This is a genomic window from Nocardiopsis sp. NPDC006938 (assembly GCF_042869555.1).
Lineage (GTDB): Bacteria > Actinomycetota > Actinomycetes > Streptosporangiales > Streptosporangiaceae > Nocardiopsis.
Map to the genome: position 1 here is coordinate 127,147 of NZ_JBIAGA010000002.1, position 25,982 is coordinate 153,128.

The 25,982-nt window shown below is 72.2% G+C and carries 19 protein-coding genes; 12 read left to right on the plus strand and 7 right to left on the minus strand.

Going from position 1 to position 25,982, the window contains the following annotated elements:
- Positions 1 to 17: 17 nt before the first annotated feature.
- Positions 18 to 1,835 carry a glycosyltransferase family 4 protein gene (locus ACFYL4_RS03520; protein WP_387516148.1) on the minus strand — a complete coding sequence of 606 codons (1,818 nt, stop codon included), beginning with the start codon at positions 1,833 to 1,835 and terminating at the stop codon, positions 18 to 20.
- A gap of 179 nt (positions 1,836 to 2,014) precedes the next feature.
- Between ACFYL4_RS03520 and wecB the strand changes: the two genes are divergently transcribed.
- From wecB to ACFYL4_RS03535, 3 genes are all read left to right on the plus strand, one after another.
- Positions 2,015 to 3,124: a non-hydrolyzing UDP-N-acetylglucosamine 2-epimerase gene (gene wecB / locus ACFYL4_RS03525; RefSeq protein ID WP_357757669.1), complete on the plus strand. Its 1,110-nt coding sequence runs from the start codon at positions 2,015 to 2,017 to the stop codon at positions 3,122 to 3,124.
- A 109-nt stretch (positions 3,125 to 3,233) separates the two neighbouring features.
- Positions 3,234 to 4,988, plus strand: a complete 1,755-nt coding sequence (locus tag ACFYL4_RS03530) for a hypothetical protein (protein ID WP_387516150.1) — start codon at positions 3,234 to 3,236, stop codon at positions 4,986 to 4,988.
- A 133-nt stretch (positions 4,989 to 5,121) separates the two neighbouring features.
- Positions 5,122 to 7,311, plus strand: coding sequence for a glycosyltransferase (locus ACFYL4_RS03535; protein ID WP_357757903.1), 2,190 nt, complete (start codon positions 5,122 to 5,124; stop codon positions 7,309 to 7,311).
- Between the two features lie 244 nt (positions 7,312 to 7,555).
- Here ACFYL4_RS03535 and ACFYL4_RS03540 read toward each other — a convergent pair whose 3' ends face one another.
- Entirely contained in the window at positions 7,556 to 8,842 is a 1,287-nt protein-coding gene (locus tag ACFYL4_RS03540; protein ID WP_387516152.1) for a sensor histidine kinase, read from the minus strand.
- Positions 8,843 to 8,907: 65 nt separating this feature from the next.
- Complete coding sequence (locus tag ACFYL4_RS03545; RefSeq protein WP_026128827.1) at positions 8,908 to 9,576, minus strand: response regulator transcription factor; 669 nt, start codon at positions 9,574 to 9,576, stop codon at positions 8,908 to 8,910.
- A gap of 339 nt (positions 9,577 to 9,915) precedes the next feature.
- On the opposite strand from ACFYL4_RS03545, the gene ACFYL4_RS03550 reads away from it, so the two are divergent.
- Complete coding sequence (locus ACFYL4_RS03550; RefSeq protein WP_387516154.1) at positions 9,916 to 10,401, plus strand: hypothetical protein; 486 nt, start codon at positions 9,916 to 9,918, stop codon at positions 10,399 to 10,401.
- Positions 10,402 to 10,507: 106 nt separating this feature from the next.
- Here ACFYL4_RS03550 and ACFYL4_RS03555 read toward each other — a convergent pair whose 3' ends face one another.
- On the minus strand, positions 10,508 to 12,649 hold the full coding sequence (locus tag ACFYL4_RS03555) for a bifunctional metallophosphatase/5'-nucleotidase (protein ID WP_387516156.1): 2,142 nt from the start codon (positions 12,647 to 12,649) through the stop codon (positions 10,508 to 10,510).
- Between the two features lie 313 nt (positions 12,650 to 12,962).
- On the opposite strand from ACFYL4_RS03555, the gene ACFYL4_RS03560 reads away from it, so the two are divergent.
- Positions 12,963 to 13,523, plus strand: a complete 561-nt coding sequence (locus ACFYL4_RS03560) for a hypothetical protein (protein WP_357757654.1) — start codon at positions 12,963 to 12,965, stop codon at positions 13,521 to 13,523.
- Here the strand turns inward: ACFYL4_RS03560 and ACFYL4_RS03565 are convergent.
- Positions 13,505 to 14,626 (minus strand): serine/threonine-protein kinase, encoded by a 1,122-nt coding sequence (locus ACFYL4_RS03565; RefSeq protein ID WP_357757651.1) that lies wholly within the window; start codon positions 14,624 to 14,626, stop codon positions 13,505 to 13,507. The two genes, ACFYL4_RS03560 and ACFYL4_RS03565, sit on opposite strands and share 19 nt — an antisense overlap.
- Before the next feature lie 193 nt (positions 14,627 to 14,819).
- On the opposite strand from ACFYL4_RS03565, the gene ACFYL4_RS03570 reads away from it, so the two are divergent.
- From ACFYL4_RS03570 to ACFYL4_RS03600, 7 genes are all read left to right on the plus strand, one after another.
- Complete coding sequence (locus tag ACFYL4_RS03570; protein ID WP_387516158.1) at positions 14,820 to 15,227, plus strand: MmcQ/YjbR family DNA-binding protein; 408 nt, start codon at positions 14,820 to 14,822, stop codon at positions 15,225 to 15,227.
- A 39-nt stretch (positions 15,228 to 15,266) separates the two neighbouring features.
- Positions 15,267 to 17,453, plus strand: a complete 2,187-nt coding sequence (locus tag ACFYL4_RS03575) for an ATP-dependent RecD-like DNA helicase (RefSeq protein ID WP_357757901.1) — start codon at positions 15,267 to 15,269, stop codon at positions 17,451 to 17,453.
- A gap of 11 nt (positions 17,454 to 17,464) precedes the next feature.
- Positions 17,465 to 17,872, plus strand: a complete 408-nt coding sequence (locus ACFYL4_RS03580; RefSeq protein WP_357757645.1) for a (deoxy)nucleoside triphosphate pyrophosphohydrolase — start codon at positions 17,465 to 17,467, stop codon at positions 17,870 to 17,872.
- Positions 17,873 to 18,061: 189 nt separating this feature from the next.
- On the plus strand, positions 18,062 to 19,954 hold the full coding sequence (gene typA, locus ACFYL4_RS03585; protein ID WP_357757642.1) for a translational GTPase TypA: 1,893 nt from the start codon (positions 18,062 to 18,064) through the stop codon (positions 19,952 to 19,954).
- A 108-nt stretch (positions 19,955 to 20,062) separates the two neighbouring features.
- The gene (locus ACFYL4_RS03590; protein ID WP_357757639.1) at positions 20,063 to 20,728 is read left to right on the plus strand and encodes a DUF6758 family protein; all 666 of its coding nucleotides are present in this window, start codon (positions 20,063 to 20,065) and stop codon (positions 20,726 to 20,728) included.
- Between the two features lie 47 nt (positions 20,729 to 20,775).
- Entirely contained in the window at positions 20,776 to 21,651 is an 876-nt protein-coding gene (locus ACFYL4_RS03595; RefSeq protein ID WP_387516161.1) for a PHP domain-containing protein, read from the plus strand.
- A 105-nt stretch (positions 21,652 to 21,756) separates the two neighbouring features.
- Positions 21,757 to 22,716, plus strand: a complete 960-nt coding sequence (locus ACFYL4_RS03600; protein WP_387516163.1) for an MBL fold metallo-hydrolase — start codon at positions 21,757 to 21,759, stop codon at positions 22,714 to 22,716.
- Positions 22,717 to 22,790: 74 nt separating this feature from the next.
- Here ACFYL4_RS03600 and ACFYL4_RS03605 read toward each other — a convergent pair whose 3' ends face one another.
- Together ACFYL4_RS03605 and ACFYL4_RS03610 are read right to left on the minus strand one after the other, a co-directional pair.
- On the minus strand, positions 22,791 to 23,699 hold the full coding sequence (locus tag ACFYL4_RS03605; protein ID WP_387516165.1) for an alpha/beta fold hydrolase: 909 nt from the start codon (positions 23,697 to 23,699) through the stop codon (positions 22,791 to 22,793).
- 88 nt (positions 23,700 to 23,787) lie between these two features.
- Entirely contained in the window at positions 23,788 to 25,320 is a 1,533-nt protein-coding gene (locus tag ACFYL4_RS03610) for a DEAD/DEAH box helicase (RefSeq protein WP_357757898.1), read from the minus strand.
- Positions 25,321 to 25,982: the final 662 nt, after the last annotated feature.

The following is a 25,982-nucleotide window of genomic DNA, read 5'->3' on the forward strand; positions in this document are numbered from 1 at the left end:
GCAGACGCGGTCCTCGGTTACGGGTTCTGGCCTGGTCCGGACATTTTCCGCAAAAGAACCCGATACGCCTGGTTATAGCGGTATGCGGCCTCGGTCCACGTTCGGTTGGCTCCGACACGCTCCTGACCAGCTCGACCGTAGGTCGTCCGCTTTTGATGACTGTAGGCGAGATTTGTGAGGACATCAGCTAGACGTGCCGATTCGCCCGCCGGAATTAACTCGCCGGACACCCCCGGTTCCACGATCTCTCGCAACGCGGGAAGATCACTCGCGACAACTGGCAGCCCGCCGGCCATCGCCTCCACCGGCTTCAACGGTGTCACCAAGCGGCACACCCGTTCATCAAGTCGTGGCACGGCGAACACGTCCAGTGCGGCGTGGTGGTGACGGACCCGGTCGGCGGGCACCCGGCCCGGGAAGTGCGCGGCCCCCTCCAACCCCAGCCTCCCCGCACGGTCACGCAACGTGGCCAACTCCGGGCCGTCCCCGACCACCAGGGCGTGCGCCCGCTCACCCCTCTCCCGCATGGACGCCACCGCGTCCAGCAACACGTCGAGCCCCTCGTAGCCGAAGCAGCTCGTCGTGGTGCCCACCACGAACTCGTCCGGTCCGATCCCCAACCGCCGGCGGACCTCGTCCCCCGACGGCAGCGGCTCCAGGAACGACGCGTCCACCGCGTTGGGCACCACCAACAGCCGCTCCCGGGGCACCCCGCGCGCCTCGATGTCGGCGCGCATGGCCTCGCCCAGCGTCACCACCAGGTCGGCGGCGAGCATGCACTCGGTCTCACTCGCCCGCTCCGCCCGGTAGAACGCGTCGTCCACGCTGCGAGAGGGGTCGCGCGAGAGCCACGACTCCTCCAGGAACCCCCGCACCTCGTAGACCACCGGAAGCCCGAACCGGCGGCCCAGCTCCAACGCCAACCGCGCGTTGTGGTGGTTGCTGGCCGCGTGCAGCACGTCCGGCCGCACCGCCTCCACCAGGTCGGAGGCCAGACGCAACCCGGACTCCAGCTCCTCGGCGTGGTCACGCGGAGCGGTCCACGGAAGCAGACGGTGGTAGGCGACCCCGTCCACGCGGACCAGCGTGCGCGGGTCCGGCACCCCCTTCGTCAGCGGGTAACCCGCACGGGTGGCCACGTGCACGTCCATCCCCGCCTCACGCTGCGCCACCGCGATCCGGTGCGTTCGCTGGGTGTAGCCCGCGTTGGTGTGCGGAAGCGCGTTGGTGACCAGGTGCAGCACCCGCACCCCCGCTCCCGGACGGCCCGGGTCCGCCGCGACCCGCCAGGAACCGCGGCCATCCGCGCCGGGGTCCGGTCGCTGAGCGTTCACCGTGTCGTCGGGCCGCGTTGGCGCACCGCGGGTTAACGTGAACCCGTGACGGTCAGGCGAAACGGACGGGGACGCGGGGACGGCACGCCCCGTGGCCAGCGCCGTCCGGTACTCCGCCGAGGTCCGATGCGGCCCCGGAGGAATGCGTGCGACCAGCTCACGAGCGGTGTCGGCGTCCCCGGCGGCCAGCGCGGCCGCGACCAGGCGGCCCACCCTGCGGGGCGGGGCGTCCGTGGCGGCTGCCAACACCACCTCGCGCGCCTCGCCGCGCCGACCCTGGTCCCACAGGGAGTAGGCGCGCGGCAGGGCGCCCGATCGGGCCGACACGGCACGCGCCGAGGTCCGCACCGGGCCGGGCATCAGCCGCAGCGCCAGCAGCGGCAGACGCGCCGGATCGGAGCGCAGGTGCCGCCACGCCAACGTCGCGGTGAAGGTCACCGCCCGCGGCCAGAGGACGCGCGAACGCGGAACACGGGGTTCGGGAATCTGGGAGTCATGCACGGTCAGTCACACAACCACGTGGACGTGGCCGGATGGTGACAACACGGCGACACGGACGGGACGGCTGGGGCAAAGAACTCCGTCACCCGGACCGTGACCGGACCGACCGTCCGGCCCGGCCGGACCCCGGCCCACACCAGCACAGCAGTCACCCCCACCAGAAGCAGAAGGAAACAGCCGTGGCAACGAGTGCCCCTCTTGGCAGCCAGGACACCGGGATCGTCCACGTGGTAGGGGCGCGCCCCAACTTCGTCAAGGCCGCTCCGGTCGTCTCCGCCCTGCGCGGGCGGGGCGCGCACCAGACGGTCCTGCACACCGGTCAGCACTACGACGACCGCATGTCCGCCGTCTTCTTCCGCGACCTCGGCCTGCCCACACCCGACGTCGACCTCGGGGTCGGCTCCGGCTCGCACGCCGCGCAGACCGCCGCGCTCATGGTGGGCCTGGAGCGCGAGTTCACCGCGAACACGCCCGGCATGGTCGTCGTGTACGGAGACGTGAACTCCACGATCGCCGCCGCGCTGGTCGCCGCCAAACTCGGCATCCCCGTCGCGCACGTCGAGGCGGGCCTGCGCTCCTTCGACAACACCATGCCGGAGGAGGTCAACCGGCGGGTCACCGACCAGCTCAGCGACCTCCTCTTCGCGACCAGCCCCGAGGCCGTGGGCCACCTGGCCGCCGAGGGGATCTTCCCGGACCGCGTCCACCTCGTCGGCAACCCGATGATCGACACGCTCCTGGGCAACCTCGACCGGTTCGACGCGGACGCCCTGCGCGCCCGTCTCGACCTTCCCGAACGCTACGTGGCCGCCACCCTGCACCGGCCCGCCAACGTCGACGACCCGGCCAACGTCGCGCTCCTCACCGAGCGGCTCCACGAGATCGCCGACCTCACCGACGTCGTCATGCCGGTGCACCCGCGCGGCAAGGCCGCCTTCGACCGCGCCGGGCTGGGCGACCACCCGCGCGTGCGCCTGCTCGAACCCCTCGGCTACCTCGACTTCGTCGCCCTCACCCGGGGTGCCGACGCCGTCGTCACCGACTCCGGGGGCGTGCAGGAGGAGACCACCATCCTCGGCGTCCCCTGCCTCACCCTGCGCCCCAACACCGAGCGCCCGATCACCCTCACCCACGGCACCAACCAGCTCGTCACCGAGGCCGACCTGCTCCAGGCGCTCGGCAAGGTCCTGGACGGACACGCGGTCGAGCGCATCGGCGACGTCCCGCCGCTGTGGGACGGCCACGCGGGCGAGCGCATCGCCTCTGTCCTCACCCAGTGGTCGCGGTGAACGGCCGTGATCCCCATCCGTCCGGGCGGCGCACGGCACCCGGACCGCACCACGGGCACACCGGTGTCCCGACCCGAGGCTTCCCGAACCGAGCACAAGGTGGCAGACCGTGAAACGGCGTGAACAGAGCCAGACCGAACAGCTTCGGCAAGCCCTGGCCGAGCGCGAGGCCCAGCTTCAGGAGGCGCAGGCCCGCCTGGCCTCGCTGGAGGGTTCGACCTCCCTCCAGGTGGGCCGGGCGCTCACGGCCGCCGCCAAACGCCCGGGCCGGTCCCTGGTCAGACTCCCGCGCGACCTGTACCGGTTGTGGCGGCGCAGCGGCAGCACCAACCACGCCGAACGGCGCCGGGTCGAACCGGTCCGCTCCTTCGACGCCGACCGCCAGGAGGCCCGCCTCCTCACCGGTCTGAGCGGCGGGCGCGAGGACCTGCTGGTGGTCGCCACCGTTCTCGGACCGGACGTCCAGAAGGCGGTCGACCCCTACCTGCGTTCGGTGCCGTTGCGCCCGCACGACGCCCAGATCGTCATGGACGCCGTCGACGTCGACCTGCTCCTGGTGTCGGCCTCGGCGGCCGCCCCCGGGTCCCCGTGGGCGCACGTGGGAGACCCCGCCGCCGTCGACCGTACCCGTGCCCTGCACTGGGTACTGGAGTCCGCGTCGGCGCGCGGCATCCCCACCGTCCTGCTCGACGACGCGCCCGCCCCGCCCGCCCTGCGCCAGCTCGGCTTCGACCGCGTGCACAGAGGTGACGCCGGGGTGCCGCTGCACCGGTTCAACCCGGTGGCCGCCGAACTCGTCGACGGCCCCGAGGCGGTCTTCGTCCGGACCGGCCCGGACCAACAGGTCCCCGACGTCCTGGTGGACCTCGGCGTGGGAGTGGTGGACGCCGACTCCCCGCGCCTGGCCGACGCCCTGCGCGCCGCCAACGTCGCCGTCATCCCGGAGTCCGGCCCCGGCGACCTGCGCCTGCGCCGCCGGGCCTGGGCCTGCGGCACTCGCGTGATCAGCCACCCGGCCGTACCCGCACCGGACGCCGAGGACCTCGCCGTCACCGTGCCACGGCTGCGCGCCGAGACGCCGACGCCACGCGAGGTACGGGCCATGCTGCGGCAGGTGTTCCTCGACGAGGCGGCCCCGGTCCGCCTGGCCGCGCTCCTGGAGGGCCTCGACTTCGCGTCGGGCACCCCCGCGACCGAGCTTCCGCTCAGCGGGCGGGGGGTCGCGGTCCTGGCCGACCCGGCCACCGAGGCCGACGCCGCCCGCCTGGCCGACGACCTCCTCGGGTCCCGGCTGCGCCCGGCCGAGGTGGTCGTTCCCGACACCGCCGCCCGGATGCCCGGAGTCCAGACCCTGCGCGCCGAGGGCGTGACTGTCCGCACCGCCCGGGCCACCGCCCCCGACACACCGGAGGAACTCACCCGCCAGGGCGACCGCGCCCGGGGCGGCGGGTTCGAACCCGAGCACTGGGCGGCCCTGGCCGAACGCGCCACGGCCCCGTGGGCGCACCTGTGGACCGGCCCGGTCGGCCGACACCGGCTCGCCGACCTTGTCGGCGCCGCCGAATGCTCGGGAGCCGACGCCGTGGGCACCCCCGACACGCCCGACAGCGGCGAACCGCACACCCGGGGGCTGGGAGAACGCGGCTACTTCGACCGCGACACCGGCGGCCGCCAGTACGTGTTCGTCACCTCGGTCGCCCCGGAACTGGCCCGGACCGACCTCCTGCGCCGGGGCTGGCTCCCGGCGGAGTGGAACCGGCGCGGGACCCGCCTCCTGGCCCTGGGCCCGGACCACGGTTCCGGCGCGGACGGGGACAATGAGGGCCCCACCCACGCCGACGCCTCGACGGGTGCGGTCGGTTGACCACCGCCGCCCCGCCCGACCACCCGCCGTCCGTTCGGCCCCCGAAGGACGTCCACGGCGCGGCGGTCCGCGAGACCGCCACCCACCAGCTTTCGAAGGGAAGAACGTGAGCACAGCTCCTCCGCGCGCACTCTTGTACGGGGACGTGGACCTGAACATCATCGACGGCTCGGCGATCTGGGCGCAGTCGATGGCGCAGGCCCTGGCGGCGGCCGGCTGCGAGGTCACCCTGCTGCTCAAGGCCCAGATCCGCACTGACCGGCTCACGGCGCCGCTCACCGAGAACCCCGCCGTACGACTGGTCCGCCCCTACGAGGACCGCTCGCTGCCCGACCTCGGGCCGCGCGGCCTCACGCCCGAGCAGGCCGTGGAACTCATGGGCGGTCTGCACGCCCGCAGGCCCTTCGACCTGGTCGTCGTCCGGGGGCGCCGACTCGCCGGGCTGGCCGCCCAGGAGGAGAGCCTGGCCGGGAAGCTGTGGACCTACCTCACGGACTTCCCGCACGGCGTCGCCGAACTCACCGCGTCCGCGATCGCCGAACTCACCGACATCGCGCTGGCCTCCCGGTTCGTGCTCTGCCAGACCGAGGAGCTGCGGGCGTTCCTGGAGTCCACGGTGCCCGCCGCCTGCGGTCGCTCCGTCCTGTTCCCGCCGGTCGCCGCGGTCCCCGAGGGGGTCGCGGCGACCGGCCAGACGCACGCGCGCACCCGCCTGGCCTACACCGGCAAGTTCGCGCCCCGCTGGAACACCCTGGAGATGACCGAGCTCCCCGAGGAGCTGGCGCGCCTCGGGGTGGACTCCGAACTCGTGATGATCGGCGACAAGGTCCACGCCGAACCCGCCGACTGGGCCAAGCGCATGCGCAGGGCCCTGGAGAGCACCCCGAACGTGGACTGGCGCGGCGGCATGGCGCGGGCCGACGCCCTGCGCCAGTCCGCCGAGTGCGACTTCGGCCTGTCCTGGCGCGACCCCGACATGGACGCCAGCCTGGAGCTCTCGACCAAGGTCCTGGAGCTGGGGGCGCTGGGGCTGCCGGTGGTCCTCAACCGCACCCCCATGCACGAGGCCCTGCTCGGCGCGGACTACCCGCTGTTCGCGGGGGAGGACACCGCCTCGGTGGCCGCGGTGATCGCCCGCGCCTACCACGACCGGGCCGTGTACGCCGAGGCCGCCGAACGCTGCCGCGCGGCCGCCGCCGACCACACCCTGGAGCGGGCCGCCGAACGCCTGCGCGGCTACCTCGCGGAGGCGATCCCGGCCGCGCCCGAGGGGGCCGACCCGGAGCGTCCGCTCAAGGTGGTCATCGCCGGGCACGACCTCAAGTTCTTCACGCGACTGGCCGAGTACCTGGACTCGCTGCCCGGCCTCGACGTGCGCATCGACGAGTGGGAGGGGCTGAGCACCCACGACCAGTACCGGTCGCGGGAGCTCGCCGCCTGGGCCGACGTGGTGATCTGCGAGTGGTGCGGCCCCAACGCGCTCTTCTACGCCAAGTGGAAGCGCCCGGGTCAGCGGCTGATCGTGCGCCTGCACCGGTTCGAGCTGTACGCGGAGTGGCCGCGCCGCCTGGACGTCTCCAAGGTCGACGCGGTGGTCTGCGTGAGCCCGCACTACGCCGACCTCACCAGGGAGATCACGGGGTGGCCCGCAGAGAAGGTCGTGGTGCTGCCCAACTGGGTGGACGACCGCCAGCTGGACCGCCCCAAGCTGGCGGGAGCGCGGTACTCGTTGGGCATGATCGGCATCGCGCCGTCCCGCAAGCGCCTGGACCGGGGGCTGGACGTCCTCTCGGAGCTGCGCAGGATGGACCCCCGGTACACGCTGTCGGTGAAGACGAAGCAGCCGTGGGAGTACTGGTGGATCTGGAACCGGCCGGAGGAACGCGCCTACTTCGAGCGGGTGTACCGGCGTATCCAGCGTGACGAGGGCCTGGCGGCCGGGGTGGTCTTCGACGGCTTCGGCCCGGACGTGGCGACCTGGCTGCGCCGGGTGGGGTTCGTGCTGTCCACCAGCGACGACGAGTCGTTCCACCTGGCGCCCGCCGAGTGCGCGGCCTCCGGCGGTGTCCCGGCGCTCCTGGCCTGGCCCGGCTCGGACACCATCTACGACCCGCACTGGATTCACGACGACCCGGTGGCGATGGCCGAGTCCATCCACGCCACCGTCTCCGAGGGCCGGTTCGGCGAGGAGAGCGAGCGGGCCCGCGCCGAGGTGGTCGGGGTCTACGGCCTGGAGCGGGTGCGCGCCCTGTGGAGCGACCTGGTGGTCCGGGGCGAGGTCCCCGCCGGTCAGGGGTCCGCTCCCCAGGTCAGCGCCCAGTAGCCGCGCGGCCCCAGGACCCCCGTCCTGGGGCCTGTTCTTTTTGGGGCCTCCGCTTCGCTTCGGCCCGGGTTCGGCGCCTTTGCAGAGGGATTCTTCATCCTCGTCTGCGCCTGACGCTCGTTCCTCGCTGGCGGCTTGACTCGTCTTGCAGAACCCTCTCCGGCGCTCGAACGGACAGCACCCCCCTGGTGGCTGAGGTGGGTGGGTGTGTTCTTTTTGGGGCCTGCGCTTCGCTTCGGCCCGGTCAGAAGGGCCCCGACATCTTCGACAGCCCTCCGGCCCCCGCGGGGAGGAAGAGCGCGAAGGTGGTGGGTCGGGTCTGGACGAGTTCGACCCTGGCGCCTTCGGATTCGGCGATGTGACGGGCGAGGGCGAGTCCGAGACCGGTGCCTCCGCCTCCGCTGACCTCGCGTTCGAAGATGCGGCTGGAGAGGTGTTCGGGGACGCCTTCGCCTTCGTCGCTGACCTCGACGCGGACGGACTGGCCGGTGTCGAGGCGGCGGATGGTCACCGTCCCCGCGCCGTGTTTGTAGGCGTTCTCCACCAGGGTCGCGAGGATCTGGGCGAGGTCGGTGGGAACCGTCATGGCGGTCAGTCCGGGGTCGCCGGTGACGAGGAGTCGGCGTTTCTCCTGCTGGAAGACGGGCGACCACTCGGCTTGGAGGTGGTTGAGGACGGGGTCGAGTTCGACGGCCTCGACTTCGGGGTTCTGGCTCTTGCGGGCGCGGCCGAGGAGGCTTTCGACGGTCTCGACGAGGCGTTCGGTCTGGGCGAGGGCGGCTTCGCCCTCCTCGCGGACGACCTGCGGGTTGCCGGATTCGGCGATGATCTCCTCGAGCCGCATGGTGAGCGCGGTCAGTGGTGTGCGGAGCTGGTGTGAGGCGTCGGTCGCGAAGTGGCGTTCGGTGGCGATGAGCCCGGCGATGCGTTCGGCGCTGCGGTCGAGTACCTCGGCGACGCGGTCGGCTTCGGGGATGCCGTAGCGGTGCCCCCACGGTGTGGTGACGCCGGAGCCGAGCCGTTCGGCGGTGGCGGCGAGGTCGACCAGCGGCAGGGTGAGGCGGCGGGCCTGGAACATGGACAGGCCGACCGCGACGCCGATGGCGAGGAGCGAGAGCGAGGCGATGCCGAGCCAGGCCCGGACCACGCTCTCCTGGACGTCCTCGCCGTCGCTCCACACGTCGACCCTGGTGCCGCGGTTGGTGGTGACGGTGGCTTTGAGCAGGCGTGGGGAGTCCGCGGCGTCGGGATTGAGCGCGGGGTCTCCCGCGGTCACGGCGGTCGGTCCGTCCGCGGGCGTGATGCGGACGAACCGGTTCGGGTGTTCCCGATCGAACTCCGCCAGGTCCAGTTCGCCGTGGAGCTCCAGCATGTTGTCGCTCTCGACGCCGATGAGTTCGGCCTCGCCCTCAAGCTGCCGGCTGGCCTCGTCGTGCACCAGTTTGTAGGTGAGCGCCCCCAGGGGCAGTCCGAGCAGCATGACGGCGATGACGGTCACCACCAGGGTGGAGAAAACCATCCGCCTGCGCATGTCACCTCACGTCCGTCCGACCCCCTGGGCGGTCGACGGGCAAGCGCGTCGTTCCCAGGGCCGTGTCAGTCTCGTTCGAACCGGAACCCGACGCCGCGGACGGTCGTGATGTAGGAAGGCTGGTTGGCGTCGTCGCCGAGTTTGCGGCGCAGCCAGGAGATGTGCATGTCGAGGGTCTTGGTCGACCCCCACCAGTTGGTGTCCCACACCTCCCGCATGATCTGTTCGCGGGTGACGACCTTTCCGGCGTCGCGTACGAGGACGCGCAGCAGGTCGAACTCCTTGGTGGTGAGCTGGAGTTCGCGGTCGCCGAGCCAGGCGCGGCGCGAGTCGTTGTCGATGCGGACGCCGTGGACGACCGGGACCTCGGCCCCGCCGCGCCGCAGCAGGGCTCGGACGCGGGCGAGGAGTTCGGCGAGCCGGAACGGCTTGGTCACGTAGTCGTCGGCCCCGGCGTCGAGGCCGACGACGGTGTCGACCTCGTCCGCGCGGGCGGTCAGGATGAGGATCGGCGTTCCGTGACCCTCGGCGCGGAGCCGACGTGCCACCTCAAGGCCGTCCATTTCGGGGAGCCCGAGATCCAGGACCATGAGGTCGATGTCTCCCGCACGGGCGCGGTCGAGTGTCTCAATGCCGTTGACGGTCACGTCTACCGTGTAACCCTCGCGTCGGAGTGCGCGCGCGAGAGGCTCGGAGATCGAGACATCGTCTTCGGCCAGCAAAACGCAGGTCATGGAGCCGATCGTAGGTCCAGGGTGGCGCATTTCCCTATTATGCGCGCCGGATGGCCCAAGGTTGGCCGAAAATACGCTATTCACATACCGGTCAAATAGTGCGAATGGCTGCCTGGAGCGCTTTCTTTGTGCTTTCTTGGTGAAAAGGGGAAGGTGTGGCCGGGGGCGGTCGTCCTCGGGCCTTCGCCGCGTCGTAACGCGTCCCTTTGGACACTCTGAGTGATGATAGGGGTGGCAATGGTGGTGTTGGTGGTGATTGACGGCCCCTGGCGGGCCCGCGTCCCCACCGGGACCCCTCACCCCTCCCGGACCCCGGTCCGGGACACGCGAGGAGTGTGGATGGTGCGGCGCGACGACAGCGCGGGGACCCGACCCGGCGGCCCCAAGGGCCCGACCCGGCCCAGACAGTGGAGACGACGCGGGGGGGCCCGGGGCGCACCGGCGGCGCTGACGGCGGCCCTGGCCGTCGCGGTCGCCCTACCGGTCGCGCTGGCGGCCCCGGCCCTGGCCGACGAACCGGCGGAGGCGTCGACGGGCACCGCCGCCAGCGCCTTCTCCCACCGGCACTACTACACGACCTGGCGCGACGCCCGCACCTACTGGTCTCAGGACAGCCGCTACCCCACGGGCGGCTGGCTCTGGTCCGGACGCCACTACTTCTTCTGCCAGGCGGAGGGCGAACCGCACTCCGACGGGGAGGACGGCTACTCCACCTGGTGGGTCCTGACCGACGACGACACCGGCAACCGCGACGTCTTCGTCAGCGCCACCGCCCTTCGGGGCAGCCAGCCCTGGCAGCCGATCGAGGGACTACCGCGCTGCTGAACCGGCGGACCGGCCGTCCACGACGACGCGGGCCCGCCCGAGTAGGTACTCGGACGGGCCCGCGTTCACGGCGCGGACGCCCCCGCGGGGCGCGGCCGGGGTGGGATCAGCCCTCGATCTCCCCGGTGCCCGCCGCCGGTCGGCGCCTGCGGCTCAGGTACATCGCGGCGCCACCGGCGCCCACGGCAACCAGCGCCGCGATGACCAGGCCGGTCAGGGCCCCGCCGGTGACCGGCAGGGAGCCGCCCTTCTTGTCGTCGGGAGCACCCGGCTTGGGCGTGCCGGGAACGTCCGAGGGAGCGCCGCTCGGCGACGGGCTCGGGCTGGGGCTCGGGCTGGGGCTCGGCGACGCGGGCGGCTCCGTGGGGTGGGGCTTCCCGTCGCCGTCGTCGTCACCGCCGCCGGGAGGAACGGTGGCCTTGTCACCGACCACGATGCGACCGGCGCCGCCCTCGGGGTAGTCGGCGGCCGTCACCTCACCCTCGAGGGTGTCGGTGAGGTGGCGCTCCAGAGCGGCCTGGTAGGTGGAACCCACCACGGTGTAGTCGGCGCCCCGGAACGGGTACATGTCGCCGCCGCCGGCGGAGAAGTCGTTGGTGACGACCGTGATGGCGTCGCCCTCCACGACCTCGCCGTCCTCCACGATCACCGTGCCGTCGTGCAGGATCGCGTTGCGCACGCGCTCACCCGGGGTGAGTACGTCGCCGTCCTCGTTCACGACCTGGGCGGTGCGGTCCGGGTCGTAGGCGAAGTTGACCCCGGCGACCTGCATGAACCCGCCGTCGGCGGCGGGGGCGGAGGCCACGCCGCGCTCCAGGAGCTCCTTGACCTGGGCGCGCGGGATCTCCGGGACCACGGCCACCTGGTTGGCGAAGGGCGCGATCGAGTACGTGTCCAGTACGGTCAGCGGTCCGGCCGGGATCACCGAGGCGTTGCGGATGCCGCCGCCGTTCTGGATGCCGATCTGCGGCTGGGGAACGCCGTACTCCTCGGCGTTGCGCTTGCCGGTGTCCAGCAGGGCGTCGGCCATGAGGCTGCCCAGGTTGGTCTCCTGGGTGCGCACGCCCGGGTTCTGCGTGCCGTCCAGTGCTACCTCACTGCTGGCCACGTCGGTCTCGGCGAGTTCGGCCACGTGGTCGGCGACCGGCTTGGTCACCTGGGCCTCGACCTCGGGGTGGGGCTCCACGGCGTCGGCGCCGGTGCCGGAGACCCGGACCGGGCCGGAGCGCTCGCCCACCGAGTGGAGACCGCCGTCGGCGTCGAAGTTGAGGACCAGGCGGCCCACGTACTTGTAGTTGGAGCCCGCGGTGACGATGGGTACCTCGACGCCGTCGGCGTTGTTCACCAGCAGGGGGTAGGAGAGGGGTTCGCCGGTGCCCGGGTGGTCGGTGACGGAGTCACCGGGGACCAGGGCGTCGCCGGGGTTGGCCATGACCTCGTGGCCTCCTCCGGCCACCATGGCGTCCACGCCGGTGAGCTCCTTGGCGACCCGCTCCTCGTAGGTGATGTTCTGGAGGTGCGAGATGAGGATGATTTTGTCGACGCCCTCACCGGTGAGGCGGTCGACCTCGGCCTGGACCGGGCCGACGACCTCGTCGACCACGACGTCGCGCGGGCTGGAGATGGAGGCCAGCGGCGGGTAGAGCGCGCCGACGATGCCGACCTTCTCGCCCTGGACCTCCGCGACCGTGCTGGGGGCGATGCGGCCCTGTGCCTCCAGCGCGGCCAGGGCGGCCTCACCGGACACGTCGACGTTGGCGGCGACCACCGGGGTGTCCTCGAGGGCGCCGATGAACTCGGCGTACACGTCGGGCCCGAAGTCGAACTCGTGGTTGCCCATGGAGATCGCGTCGTAGTCGATGATCGACGTGGCGACCGCGTCGTAGAAGGGCGCGCCCTCCACCCGGGAGGCGGCGAACTCCGGCCCGGGCAGGTACAGGTCGCCGGAGTTGACGGCCACGACGCCCCGGAGCTCGGCCTCGCCCTCGTCGGCGCCGGTGCCCGCGTTCTCGTCCGCGCGCAGCTGGTCGAGCAGGGTCGCGTAGCGCGCGGCTCCGCCGTACCCGGCCTCGCCCGACGCGTGCAGGAGGGCCGACTCGGGGTCGTTGCCGTGCAGGAGGGTGAGGGTGAAGGCGGGATCGCCGTCGGGGGTGTCCATGGGCGCGTACGCGCTGGCCGCGGGGGCCAGGGGCACCACCAGGGCACCGGTCAGGATCAGTGCGCCGGTCGCGCGCACGAGTCTGGACATGTCTGCTGTGACTCCTTTGGGGGACTGTGCGGGGGTACCGCCCCGGGGGCGGGAGGGGTCGGAGTTTTTTCACCCTAGATGGGGACGGGTGTTCGGGCACGGGCCGGGGGGTTACGATTTGCAGAATCTCCCGTGTGCGTGCGGGTTCTCGACTCTATGCGATCGCTCACCGTCGTTTCGGGACGATTGCGGTCGCGTTCCGTGGCCGGTTTCGGCCCAGCTCGTGGTGCTGGGGGAGGCTCCGTCCGCGCCCTCGTGGGGGTACCCGCCTACCATGGTGGGGAAAGTCGACTCGACCCCTCGGAGGACGTCCGTGTTTCCCTCTGGCCAGGACCCGTACGACCCCGACACCGGACGCGGTGGCGTGCCCTCGCAACGGGGGCTGCCCGACTTCGACGCCCCCCACCTGGAGGCCCTGCGCCCCGACGCCCCGATGCCCCGCAAGGTGGTGACCGTCCGGACGCTGATGTTCGTCGGCGGTGTCAGCGGCCTCCTGCTCCTCACACTCTTCCTCATGGGGCTCTCCGCCCCCGACGCGGTGATGCGGGAAGCCCTGGACGAACAGGCCGCGATCGCCGCCGAACAGGGCGTGGCGCTGTCCATCGACGTCGAGGCCATGCGCTCCTACATGGGCCTCATGGCCCTGGTCACGGGCGTCTACGGAACGCTGTCGGTCCTCATCGCGAGCCGACTGCGCCGCCGGACCGTGGGCGTCTTCTGGAGCGCCCTGCTGTTCCAGGGCGCCGCCGGGGGCATCCTGCTGTGGTCGCTCCTGTCCGGCGGGCTCCTCGCCGCCGTCCCGCTGGGGTTCGCCGCGGCCATGCTCGCCTTCCTCTGGTCCAAGGAGAGCCGGGCCTACTTCGGTCTCCTCTGAGCGGGGACCCCGCCCACCCCGGCCCCTCCCTGAGGGAGCCGGGGGGAGGGCAGCCGGCCCAGGAGGCCGCCGCCCTCGCGCGGCGGCAGCGGAGGCCGGACGGCCACCCTGGTCCAGTGCCGCTCCAGCAGCCCGCGCACGCCCCCTTCGCCCGCCTCCGGCGGGGTACGCACCCCGCCCTCCGGCCCCTCCAGCGCCAGCACGGCGCGCAGCAGTTCGCCGGAGCCGGGCCGGTCGGCGGGCTCGACGCTCATCGCGGCCACCACGAGCTTCTCCAACCCCGGCGGCAGGTACCGCAGGTCCGGCTCCTCGGAGGTGACGCGTCGGGCCATCTCCCGGGGCGGCGCCGTCCCGAACGGGTCGTGCCCCGCCGCCGCGAAGGCCACGGTCGCACCCCACAGGAACACGTCCGACGCGTGCGTGGTGGGCTGGCGGCGGTACTGCTCCGGGCTGATCCATCCCGGGGTGCCCCGCCGGTCGAGTGAACGGGCCACCCGCGCGTCGGCCAGGGCCTCCGGAGAGGGCAGTCCGAGCGTTCGGAAGGCCCGCCGCATCCGGCGCAGCCGCCGCCACTTGGTGGGGTCGGGTTCCTCGGCCGCGTGCGCGATCCCGAAGTCCAGGAGCTTGGGCCCCGCCACCGACACCACCACGTTGCCGGGTTTGAGGTCGCGGTGCACCACCCCCGCCGCGTGCACCGCGCGCAGCGCCTCGGCCACCCCCGCGGCCAGACCCAGCAGCATCCCGCCGCGCAGTCGGCCGAACCGCTCCACCTGGTGCCGCAGGGTCGGTCCGGGAGCGTACTCGGTGATCAGCCACGGGGGGTCGGCCTCCACGTCCGCGCTGACGAACCGCGCCACGCAGTGGCTGTCGACCCGGGCCAGCAGGCGGGCCTCGTGGGCGAACCGTTCGCGGACACGGTGGTCGCGAACGAGCCCGGGGTGGGCCACCTTGACGGCCAGGTACCCGCGGCCGCCGGGGGAGTCGACGGCGTACACGGTGCCCATGCCGCCCGCGCCGACCCGCCCCCGCACCCGGTGTCCGCCCACCTCGGAGGGGTCCCCGGGTTCGAGCGGGGCGAGCCTGCGTACACCGCGCGCCTTCATGGGCACTCCAACCGGCCGTGGGCAGCTTCGAGGCGGATCTTACCCGCGGGCCCCCGACGCGTACGGTTCCCCGCGCGGTCCCGGCCGGAGCCACCACACGTCGTCCACAGGCCGGGGGGAGGGGCTGCCGAAGGTCGCTTCCCTCTGGCAGGCTCGGAACGGACACCGGGTCGACCGGTACGGGGGAGAGAGCATGACACCGGAGCAGTTCATCGACGCCGCCCTGTGGTTTCCCGAGGCCGGGGAGAGCGAGCCCTTCGGGCCGGGGGCGCTCGTGTACAAGGTGGCCGGACGGAAGATGTTCGCGCTGCTCACCGGGGGCGGCGGCGGTGCGCCCGCCACGGTCAACCTCAAGTGCGACCCCGAGCTCGCCCTGGGGCTGCGCCAGAGGTTCCCGGCGGTCACTCCCGGCTGGCACATGGACAAGCGGCACTGGAACTCGGTGCTCCTGGACGGCACCGTCCCCGACGACGAGCTGGTGGAGATGCTGACGCACTCCTACACCCGGGTGGCCGAGGGCCTGCGCCGGGCGGACCGGGACCGCGTGCTCGCCGTCCTGGGCGACGACGCGCCGCCGCTCCCGGGCACCGACGGCAGCTGAGAGGAGCGGAGGAACGCCGTGTCAGCACCCGCACGCGCGATGGTCCAGGGGGTCCTGGAACGGATCACCTTCGCTAACGAGGAGAACGGATACACCGTCGCCAAGGTCGACACCGGACGGGGCGGTCACGACCTGCTCACCGTGGTGGGCAACCTGCCGGGCGTGCAGCCCGGCGAGTCACTGCGCATGTACGGCCGCTGGGGGTCGCACCCGCAGTACGGTCGCCAGTTCCACGTGGACGACGTCACCACCGTGCTCCCCGCCACGGTGCAGGGCATCCGCCGCTACCTGGGCTCCGGGCTGATCAAGGGCATCGGACCCCGCATGGCCGAACGCATCGTCGACCACTTCGGCACCGACGCCCTCGACGTCATCGAACAGACCCCCGCCCGGCTCGTCGAGGTACCCGGCCTGGGCCCCAAGCGCACCGGACTCATCACCGACGCCTGGGAGGAGCAGAAGGCCATCAAGGAGGTCATGGTCTTCCTCCAGGGCGTCCAGGTGAGCACCTCACTGGCGGTCCGCGTGTACAAGAGGTACGGGGACGACTCCATCCGGGTGGTCCAGGAGGAGCCCTACCGGCTGGCGGCCGACGTGTGGGGGATCGGGTTCCGCACCGCCGACACCATCGCCCAGGCGGTGGGCATCCCGCACGACAGCCCGCAGCGGGTGATGGCGGGCCTCCAGTTCACCCTCTCGGAGTCCAGCGGCGACGGCCACTGCTACCTGCCCGAGGAACGGCTCATCTCCGCCGCCGTGAAGATCCTCCAGGTGGAGACGGGCCTGGTCATCGAATGCCTGGCCGAACTGGTCGCCGCCGAGGGGGTGGCCCGCGAGACCGTGCCCGGGCCCGAGGGCGAACCGGTGCGGGCGGTCTACCTGCTGCCCTTCCACCGGGCCGAGATCGGTCTCGCCTCCGGGCTGCGCACCCTGTTGGAGTCGCCGCTCGAACGCCTGCCCGGCTTCGTCGGTGTGGACTGGGACCGGGCCTTCGCCTGGCTCGACCGCCGCTCCGCGTCCGCCCTCGCCGACGCCCAGCGCGACGCGGTCAGGGAGGCCCTCACCCGGAAGGTGTGCGTCCTCACCGGCGGCCCGGGCTGCGGCAAGTCGTACACGGTGTCGGCCATCGTCACGATGGCGTCGGTCAAGGGCGCGAAGATCGTCCTGGCCGCCCCCACCGGGCGCGCGGCCAAGCGGCTCACGGAACTCACCGGGCACGAGGCCTCCACGGTCCACCGGCTCCTCGAACTCCGCCCCGGCGGCGAGGCCGCGCACGACCGCGACCATCCGCTGGACGCCGACCTGGTCGTGGTGGACGAGGCCTCGATGCTCGACCTCGTGCTGGCCAACAAGCTGGTCAAGGCGGTCCCGCCCGGAGCGCACCTGGTGTTCGTCGGCGACGTGGACCAGCTGCCGTCCGTGGGCGCCGGGCAGGTCCTACGCGACCTGCTGGAGGAGGGCTCACCCGTTCCCAGCGTGCGCCTGACCCACGTGTTCCGCCAGGCCCAGCAGTCCGGAGTGGTGACCAACGCGCACCGGATCAACCGGGGGGAGACCCCCGAGTTCCAGGGCATGTCCGACTTCTTCCTGTTCCCCTGCGAGGAGGCGGAGGAGGCCGCGGAGACGGTGGTCGACGTGGTCGCCCGGCGCATCCCGCGCCGCTTCGGCCTGGACCCCCGTCGCGACGTGCAGGTCCTGGCACCCATGAAGGGCGGCCCGGCCGGTGCGGTCAACCTCAACGCCGCGCTCCAGGCCGAACTCACCCCGCCCGCGGACCACGTCCCCGAACGCCGACTGGGCGGCCGGGTGTACCGGGTGGGGGACAAGGTCACCCAGGTGCGCAACAACTACGACAAGGGGGCCAACGGGGTCTTCAACGGAACGATGGGGGTGGTCACCGGGGTCGACCCGGTGGCCCAGGAACTCACCGTGCGCACGGACGAGGACGAGGAGGTCGCCTACGACTTCACCGAACTCGACGAGCTCGCCCACGCCTACGCCGTCACCGTGCACCGCTCCCAGGGCAGCGAGTACCCGGCGGTGGTCGTCCCCGTCACCACCTCGGCGTGGATGATGCTCCAACGCAACCTGCTCTACACCGGGATCACCCGCGCCAAGAGACTGGTGGTGCTGGTGGGTTCGCGCCGGGCCCTGGCCCGGGCCGTCGCCAACGCCTCCTCCGGTCGCAGGCACACCTCACTCGCCCACCGGCTGCGCGGGCTCTAGGCTGGTGCACCGTGCGAGAGACACTGATCGTGGTGGGCGCGGCCATCATTCGCGACGGACGCGTCCTGGCCGCCCAACGCGCCGAACCCGCATCCCTGCGCGGGCTGTGGGAGTTCCCCGGAGGCAAGGTCGAACCGGGGGAGACCCCGGGCCGGGCGCTGGTCCGCGAGTGCCGGGAGGAACTGGGCGTCACCGTGCGCGCGGGGGCCCAGATCGGCTCCGACGTGCCCTTCCCCGCCCCTTCCGCGGGCCGCACGCGCCCCGCCGTCCTGCGCCTGCTGCGGGCCGAACTCCTCGACGGGGAGCCGCGCGCGCTGGAGCACGCCGAGGTCCGCTGGGTGGCCGCCGAGGGCCTCGCGGAACTCGATTGGATGCCCGCCGACATCCCCTTCCTGGCCGCTCTCACGCCTCTCCTGTGAACGCGCGAAAGCCCGTGCCGCCAGGAATTCCGGGCCCTCTCCGGCCCAGGTCGAGGGCGGTCCCCCGGGTGACGAAACTAACCGGGGCGTCCCCGGTGATTCCCAACCAGTTCGTCGTGACCGCATAAACTGGTGACGGGCCGTGGCACTCTGCGGTCTCTACCCAGTACAGGAGATCGAGACTTAAGCATGTCCAGCGCTACGCCCGTCGAGGGCTCCGCCCGCCGCAGTGACCTGCGCAACGTCGCCATCGTGGCTCACGTCGACCACGGCAAGACGACCCTCGTTGACGCCATGCTCTGGCAGTCCGGAGTCTTCCGGGAGAACCAGGATGTCGACGACCGCGTGATGGACTCCAACGACCTGGAGCGCGAGAAGGGCATCACCATTCTCGCGAAGAACACCGCGGTGCACTACACCACGCCCGAGGGCGAGGACGTGGTCATCAACATCATCGACACCCCCGGTCACGCCGACTTCGGCGGTGAGGTCGAGCGCGGCCTGTCGATGGTGGACGGCGTCGTCCTGCTCGTCGACGCCAGTGAGGGCCCGCTCCCGCAGACCCGCTTCGTGCTCCGCAAGGCCCTCCAGGCCAAGCTCCCCGTCATCCTGGTGATAAACAAGGTCGACCGGCCCGACAGCCGGATCTCCGAGGTCGTCGACGACACCTACGAGCTGTTCATGGACCTGGACGCGGACGAGTCGCAGATCGAGTTCCCGATCGTCTACACGTGCGCCCGCGACGGCAAGGCCTCCCTGGAGCGCCCGGACAACGGCACCGTGCCCGAGAACGACAACCTCGTCCCGCTGTTCTCCACCATCCTGGACACCATCCCGGCCCCCGAGTACGTCCCCGACGCCCCCCTCCAGGCCCACGTCACCAACCTGGACGCCTCCCCCTTCCTCGGCCGCCTGGCCCTGGTCCGCGTCCAGCAGGGCGAGCTCCGCAAGGGCCAGCAGGTCGCGTGGATTCGCACCGACGGCACCACCCAGCAGGTCAAGATCACCGAGCTGCTCATGACCGACGGCCTGGAGCGCAAGCCCGCCGAGAAGGCCGGCCCCGGTGACATCGCGGCCATCGCCGGTATCGAGGAGATCATGATCGGCGAGACCCTCGCCGATCCCGAGAACCCGGTGGCGCTGCCGCTCATCAAGGTCGACGAGCCCGCCATCTCCATGACCATCGGCACCAACACCTCGCCGCTGGTCGGCCGGGTCAAGGGCGCCAAGGTCACGGCCCGCCTGGTCAAGGACCGTCTGGAGAAGGAGCTCGTCGGCAACGTCTCCCTGCGGGTGCTCCCGACCGAGCGCCCCGACGCCTGGGAGGTGCAGGGCCGAGGCGAGCTGGCGCTGGCCATCCTGGTCGAGCAGATGCGCCGTGAGGGCTACGAGCTGACCGTCGGCAAGCCGCAGGTGGTCACCAAGAACATCGACGGCAAGGTGCACGAGCCGGTCGAGCGCCTCACCGTGGACGCGCCCGAGGAGTACATGGGCGCCATCACCCAGCTCCTGAGCGTCCGCAAGGGCCGCATGGAGAACATGGTCAACCACGGCACCGGCTGGGTGCGCATGGACTGGCTGGTCCCGTCCCGTGGTCTGATCGGCTTCCGTACCGAGTTCCTCACCGAGACGCGCGGCACCGGTATCGCCAACCACGTCTTCGAGAAGTTCGAGCCCTGGTTCGGCGACATCCGCTCCCGGCCCAACGGCTCCCTGGTCGCGGACCGCGCCGGCGTGGCCGTCGCGTTCGCGATGTTCAACCTCCAGGAGCGCGGCACGCTGTTCGTCGAGCCGACCACCGAGGTGTACGAGGGCATGATCGTCGGCGAGAACTCGCGCTCCGACGACATGGACGTCAACATCACCAAGGAGAAGAAGCTCACCAACATGCGTTCGGCCACCGGCGACGAGCTCGTCCGCCTGGTGCCGCCGCGCAAGCTCTCCCTGGAGCAGGCCCTGGAGTTCTGCCGTGAGGACGAGTGCGTCGAGGTGACGCCGGAGAACGTCCGCATCCGCAAGGTCATCCTCGACCAGAAGGAGCGCGGCCGGATCACCGCGAACCGTAAGCGCCAGCAGCAGTAGAGGTCCCACGGGGCCCCGCGCCCCGTCGGACCAAGAGCGGGCGGAGTGCGAGGGCACCCCGCCCGCTCCGCGTTTTCACAGGTCACCACTCGGGTACACCGGTAGGACATGAAAGCCCAGCCCACGTGTCCACGGTGCGGGCGCGCGGTACAGCCCCCGGGGTTGTGGACCAGCGCGTGGCGATGTGACGCCCACGGGGCGGTGGCCCCCCTCCAGGAGGTACGGGCGCCCGGCACCTCGGCACTCGACACCCTCCTTCCGCGCGCTCAGGTACCCGTGTGGGTACCGTGGCCGCTACCGACCGGCTGGGTGGTCACCGGGTTCGCCGAGGTGGGCGACGAACGCAGCGGCGCGCTCGCGGTGGCCGTGGCCCTGTCCGGTCCCGGCCCACTCGGCGGCGTCGGCGAGGCCGTCATCGTCGCGGAGGACCCGGGGATCGGCCTGGGCGCGCGGGTCGCCGGTCTGAAGGGCCCCGATCCCGGTCAGGGGTTCGACACGGGGGCGCCCGACGCCAAGGTCCGCTTCGACGGGCACGAGATCGCGCTGTGGAACCTCGACCTGGGCCGCGAGCGCGCGGCCTACGCGGGCGAGGCGCTCTCCCACTGGCTGTGGCTGGCCTTCGCCACCGCCGACACCGGTCTACTGATGTGCGAGGTCGCCTCCCTCCGGGACCTGCGCGACCTCCGTGACGGCGGCGTCGCCCTCGCGCCGCCGTTCGGGGCGCCCAGCCCCTTCCTGGCGCGTGTCCTGGCGCCCCGGCCCGACCAGGACTGATCCCGGCGTCCCGAGCGGGGACCCACCCGGTTACGTACAATCGCCCGGTGACACGAATCGACCTGCACTCCCACAGCTCGGTCTCCGACGGGACCGACACCCCGGCCGAGGTCATCGGGTACGCGGTCGCCGCGAAGCTCGACGTCCTGGCCCTCACCGACCACGACACGGTGGGCGGGATCGAGGAGGCGGCGGCGCACCTGCCCCCCGGGTTCACCCTCGTACCCGGCATGGAACTGTCCTGCGCCTACCAGGGTTCCAGCGTCCACCTGGTCTCCTACCTGTTCGATCCGGCCTCCCCGGGTCTGGACGCCGAGTTGCGCCGGGTCCGCTCGGACCGGGCGTCCCGTGCGGAGGAGATGGTCGGCAGACTCCAGGCGCACGGGGTCGACGTGACCTGGGAGCGGGTCCTGGAGATCGCGGGGGCCGGGGAGCCGGAGTACGCCGACGCCAACACCATCGGCCGACCCCACCTGGCGCGGGCGATCGTGGAGGCGGGGGCGGCCCGCGACGTGCAGGACGCCTTCGACCGGTGGATCGGCTCGGGCGGCCCGGCCTACGCCTCCCGCTACGCGATCGACCCCGTGCGCGCCGTCGAGCTGGTGCGCCAGGCGGGCGGGGTGTGCTCGCTGGCGCACCCCGGGCGGGCGGAGGGAGCCACCAACGGGTCGGTCCCGGTGGAGCTCGCCGAGCGCATGGCGGCGGCCGGGCTCGGCGGCATCGAGGCCGACCACCCCTCGCACAACCGGACCCAGCGCAAGTTCTGGCGGGGCGTGGCCGCGGACCTGGGCGTGGTGGTCACCGGTTCCAGTGACGACCACGGCGCGCTCACCGGCCACCGTCTGGGCTGCCGCACGACCGCACCGGAGGCTTTCGAGGAGCTCACGGCCCCCGCGACCGGAGCGCCGCTGATCGTGGGGTGACCCGTCGCCGCGAGCGGCGGTTCGGTACGGTACGGACCACTGCGCGGGGACGCGACAATGGTCGCAGCGTTGTAGTACCCACCCCTGGACGAGAGGTCAGTAGCCGTGTTCTGGAAGCGGAAGCCGAAGAAGCAGGACGGCCAGGAGGCCACCGATTCCGCTGCGGAGGTCGCGGAGGACACCACCGAGGAGACCGAGGGCGCGGCCGGTTCCGGTGAGAAGGCGGAGGCGAAGGACGACGCCGAGGCCGGGAACGACTCCGACGGGACCGACGCCGCGACGTCCGACGAGCCGGACGACGCCGCTGAGACCGACACCTCCGACACCTCCGACGACGCCGACGACGCCGAGACCGCCAAGGACGCGGAGGAGAAGGCCGAGGAGCCCGCCGCGACGTCCGACGAGGACGACGAGGTGGAGGAGGTCGGCGTCACCGGCCCCGACTCCGATGGCATCACCCGCGTCCGCACCGCCGGGACCTTCGAGTTCGACGGTGAGAAGTACGAGATCATCAGCAACACCTGGATCATCGAGGCCGACAAGGACGGTGTCGTCGTCATCGACCCCGCCCACGACGCCGAGGCGATCCTGGAGGCCGTCGGCGACCGAGAGGTCTACCTGGTGGCCTGCACCAACGGCTACAGCCCCCACATCGAGTCGGCCCTCAAGATCGCCGAGGAGACCGAGGCCGACATCGCCCTGCACCCCCGTGAGATGCGGGCCTGGCGCCGCCTGCACGGGGCGGAGCGCCGCCCCGAGATCGACGTCGAGGGCGAGGGCGCCCTGGACATCGGCGACCTCCACATCGACGTCCTGGCACTCCCCGGCACCACCAACGGCACCGTGGGCTTCTACGTGAGCGAACTCGGCGCCGTGTTCAGCGGTGACACCCTCCGCAAGGGCGAGCCGGGCATGGTCGGCAACACCTACATCGACTACACCACCCAGCTCGCCTCGATCGGCGAGAACCTGCTCTCCCTGCCGCCGGACACCCGCATCCTCCCGGACCGCGGACCGTCCACGACGGTCGAGGCCGAGGGCCGCAACTTCGACTCCTGGGTCTGACCCCCACACCCACGACGGCCGCGCCGCCGCCCCTCATGGGAGCGGGGGCGCGGCCGTTCTCCGTCGGGGGAGCCTCAGCGGCGCCCCACGGACTCGGTCTCGTTCCAGAAGTCGGTGAGGGCGCTCGACGTGGTCTCCGGGGCCTCCACGTTGGGGGAGTGGCCCGCGCCGGGAACCACCAGTCGGCGCGCGCCCAGACGCTCGGCCATCGCGTCCTGCTCGGCCAGCGGCCAGGCGTCGTCGTTCTCGCCGTACAGGACCAGGGAGGGGACGTCCACCTCCGCCAGCTCGTCGATCCGGTCGCGGGCACCCAGCAGGTCCTCGGCCATCCGGATCAGCGCCAGCGCACTGGTGTTCAGGAACCGCTCCCGCAGGAAGTCCACGACCTCCGGCTTGGCGGTGCGGGCGCGGGCCTCGGCGGCGAAGCGCTCGTCCCACAGCACCCGCAGCCGCTCCGGGGAGGGGTCCATCGACAGCGCGGCGATGAGGTTGCGGGCCCGGTCCGCGCCGGGGCCGCTCAGGGCGCCGGGACCGGAGCACATCAGGGTGAGGGAGGCCACGGGGGTGTGTTCGGCCAGGGCCGCCTCCTGGGAGACCAACCCGCCGAAGGAGTGCCCCACCAGGTGCACGGGGCCGCCGTCGCCGACCAGGTCGAGCACCTCGCCGACCACCGCGCCCAACGAGGACAGGCGGTAGTCGGGCAGCTCGACCCCGGGCGGCGGGGTGAGGGTCTCGGGGCCCGGTGACCCGTGGGTGCCGGGCAGGTCAATCGCGACCACCTCCCGGCCGGGCCGGGCCAGGCTCTGGAGGAGGGCGATGAAGTCCTCCTTGCTGCCGGTGAATCCGTGCACCAGGACAGCGGGGGCCAGGACGGTGGCGCCGGAGGTGGGCCGTGCCCGGAGTGCGGCCACTGGACCGTACGAAAGACGCAGGTCCGTGCGCCGCACACCCGGCGGCGGATCGAGGAACTCAGGTGTACTCACGTCGGGCCACCCTAGACGATGGGACCACCGGTCCGGGGGCACCCGACGCGGAATCGAGTCCTCTTCGATCAGGTGCTTCTCAGGTGATTCAGGTGTTCTCGGGGTCGCGGCGGACCGCACCCCGGGTACGGCGGCGACGGCGGACCGTGCGGGCCCCGTCTCCCTCGGCCGACCGCTCGGGGCCGCCCGTGGGAGCGTCGGCCCGGACGGTGGCCTTCACCGCGCCCTGGTCGGCGGCGCCCTCGGCCCGGACGGAGGTCTCCCCGCCGCGCGTGCGCCGACGCGAACGGTTGCGGCCGCCGGAGCTCTTGCGGCCGCCCTGCTCGCCGCCCTCGCTCCGCTCGCCGCGGCCCTTGCGGGCGCCCCGGCCGCCTCCCCGGCCACCCCGGTCACCGCCGCGCGGCTGCCCGGTGTCGCCGATGTCCTCGACCTCCTCGGCCTCCAGGCCCGCGTGCTCCCCGCGCTTGTCCAGGGCCAGCTTGCCCTTGGTGCCCTTGGGGATGCGCAGCGCCTCGAAGAAGTGCGGCGAGGTGGAGTAGGTCTCCACCGGCTCGTGGAAGTCCAGGTCGAGCGCGCCGTTGATCAGCTTCCAGCGCGGCATCTCCTGCCAGTCCACGAACGTGACGGCGGTGCCTGTGCGCCCCGCGCGGCCGGTACGGCCGATGCGGTGCGTGTAGGTCTTCTCGTCCTCGGGCGTCTCGTAGTTGACCACGTGGGTCACGTCGTCGACGTCCAGACCGCGCGCGGCCACGTCGGTGGCGACCAGGATGTTGATCTTGCCGTTGCGGAAGGCCCGAAGGGCGCGCTCGCGCTGGCTCTGGCCGAGGTCTCCGTGGACCGCCGCGGCCGCGAAGCCCCGGTCCTTGAGCTCGCCGGCGACCCGGTCACAGGCCCGCTTGGTCTGGCAGAACACCATGCTCTGGCCGTGCTCCTCGGACTGGAGGAGGCGGGCCAGCATCTCGGGCTTGTCCATCTGGTGCGTGCGGAAGGCGTGCTGCGCGATCCGCTTGGTGATGGCGGAGCCGTCGATCTCGTTGTCGTCGCCCGCCCGCACGTGGGTGGGCTGGCGCAGGTAGTTCCGGGAGAGCGTGACGATCTCGCTCGGCATGGTGGCCGAGAAGAGCATCACCTGGCGCTCGGCCGGGATCTTCTTGAGGATGCGCTCGATGTCCGGAAGGAAGCCGAGGTCGAGCATCTTGTCGGCCTCGTCCAGGACCACGGCGGCGACCTGGTCCAGCCGAAGGTGCTTCTGGTTCTCCAGGTCCAGCAGGCGGCCCGGGGTGCCGACGACGACGTCGACGCCCTCCTTGAGCCCGTTGATCTGCGGCTCGTAGGAGCGCCCGCCGTAGACGGTGAGGATACGGCCGCCACTGCGCTTGCTGGCGGTGGTGAGGTCGGCGGCCACCTGGATGGCCAGCTCGCGGGTGGGCACGACCACCAGGGCGCGCGGTCGCTTGGGCGTGCCCGGCTGGTCCTGCGCGCGCTGGAGGAGCGGCAGACCGAAGGCGAGGGTCTTGCCGGTTCCGGTGCGCGCCTGGCCGATGATGTCGCTGCCGTTGAGCGCGATGGGCAGGGCCAGTTCCTGGATCGGGAACGGGGAGACGATCCCCTCCGCCTCCAGGGCGTCGGCGATCTCCGGGCTGACGCCCAGGTCGCGGAAGGTCGTCGCGGGTGTCGTTGCTTCTGTCGTTGCTTCTTCTGTGCTGCTCAGGGCTCAAGCCTCCATCTAGGCGGGCCGCAGCGTTGTTCGTGGCCGCGGCGGGGTGCGGTCGCGGGCGGCTTCGGGCCGCCGCGGAGGGCGCGGCTCACCGGTTCCCGCTGAGGCGAGGGAGCTCCGGTGGCGCTGCCGACTGGACCCGCGCGGCCGGGGGGTTCCCTGGTCGCGATGTTCTCGGTTCCATCCGCTGGGTTGTCGTGTGCGGTGCGTAGCTGGGCGCGTGGGCCGTCGCTCCCTCACGCCGCACTGCTCGTGAGGACACGTCGCGGTGTCCGGTCCGCACGTCGCTGGGCGCCCGCGTCCGCGGCGCCGGAAGGGCGCGCGGGAGGGCCCGCGTCGCGGGGGTGCGGGACGCGGCGCCGCGATGTGCGCGCCGGTCATCACGCTGAGTCTAGCCGCTGGTGAGCCCGGTGCACATAGCTGGTCACTGTCCTGTGGACCCCGCTGGGCACGGGGCTCCGACGGCCGAGACCGTACCCGCTCCCAGCCGGTGCAACCGTTCCCCGGGGCCGTTTAGTCCCCGAAAAGTCCCCGATTGGGTGCCGGGCCGGCCGGACGATACCCTG

Excerpts from the sequence above, each read along its gene's own strand:
- ACFYL4_RS03540 (WP_387516152.1), bottom strand. The coding sequence starts at position 8,842 with ATGCGCAGGCGGATGGTTTTCTCCACCCTGGTGGTGACCGTCATCGCC.
- ACFYL4_RS03545 (WP_026128827.1), bottom strand. The coding sequence starts at position 9,576 with ATGACCTGCGTTTTGCTGGCCGAAGACGATGTCTCGATCTCCGAGCCT.
- ACFYL4_RS03550 (WP_387516154.1), top strand. The coding sequence starts at position 9,916 with ATGGTGCGGCGCGACGACAGCGCGGGGACCCGACCCGGCGGCCCCAAG.
- ACFYL4_RS03555 (WP_387516156.1), bottom strand. The coding sequence starts at position 12,649 with ATGTCCAGACTCGTGCGCGCGACCGGCGCACTGATCCTGACCGGTGCC.
- ACFYL4_RS03565 (WP_357757651.1), bottom strand. The coding sequence starts at position 14,626 with ATGAAGGCGCGCGGTGTACGCAGGCTCGCCCCGCTCGAACCCGGGGAC.
- ACFYL4_RS03570 (WP_387516158.1), top strand. The coding sequence starts at position 14,820 with ATGACACCGGAGCAGTTCATCGACGCCGCCCTGTGGTTTCCCGAGGCC.
- ACFYL4_RS03575 (WP_357757901.1), top strand. The coding sequence starts at position 15,267 with ATGGTCCAGGGGGTCCTGGAACGGATCACCTTCGCTAACGAGGAGAAC.
- typA (WP_357757642.1), top strand. The coding sequence starts at position 18,062 with ATGTCCAGCGCTACGCCCGTCGAGGGCTCCGCCCGCCGCAGTGACCTG.
- ACFYL4_RS03590 (WP_357757639.1), top strand. The coding sequence starts at position 20,063 with ATGAAAGCCCAGCCCACGTGTCCACGGTGCGGGCGCGCGGTACAGCCC.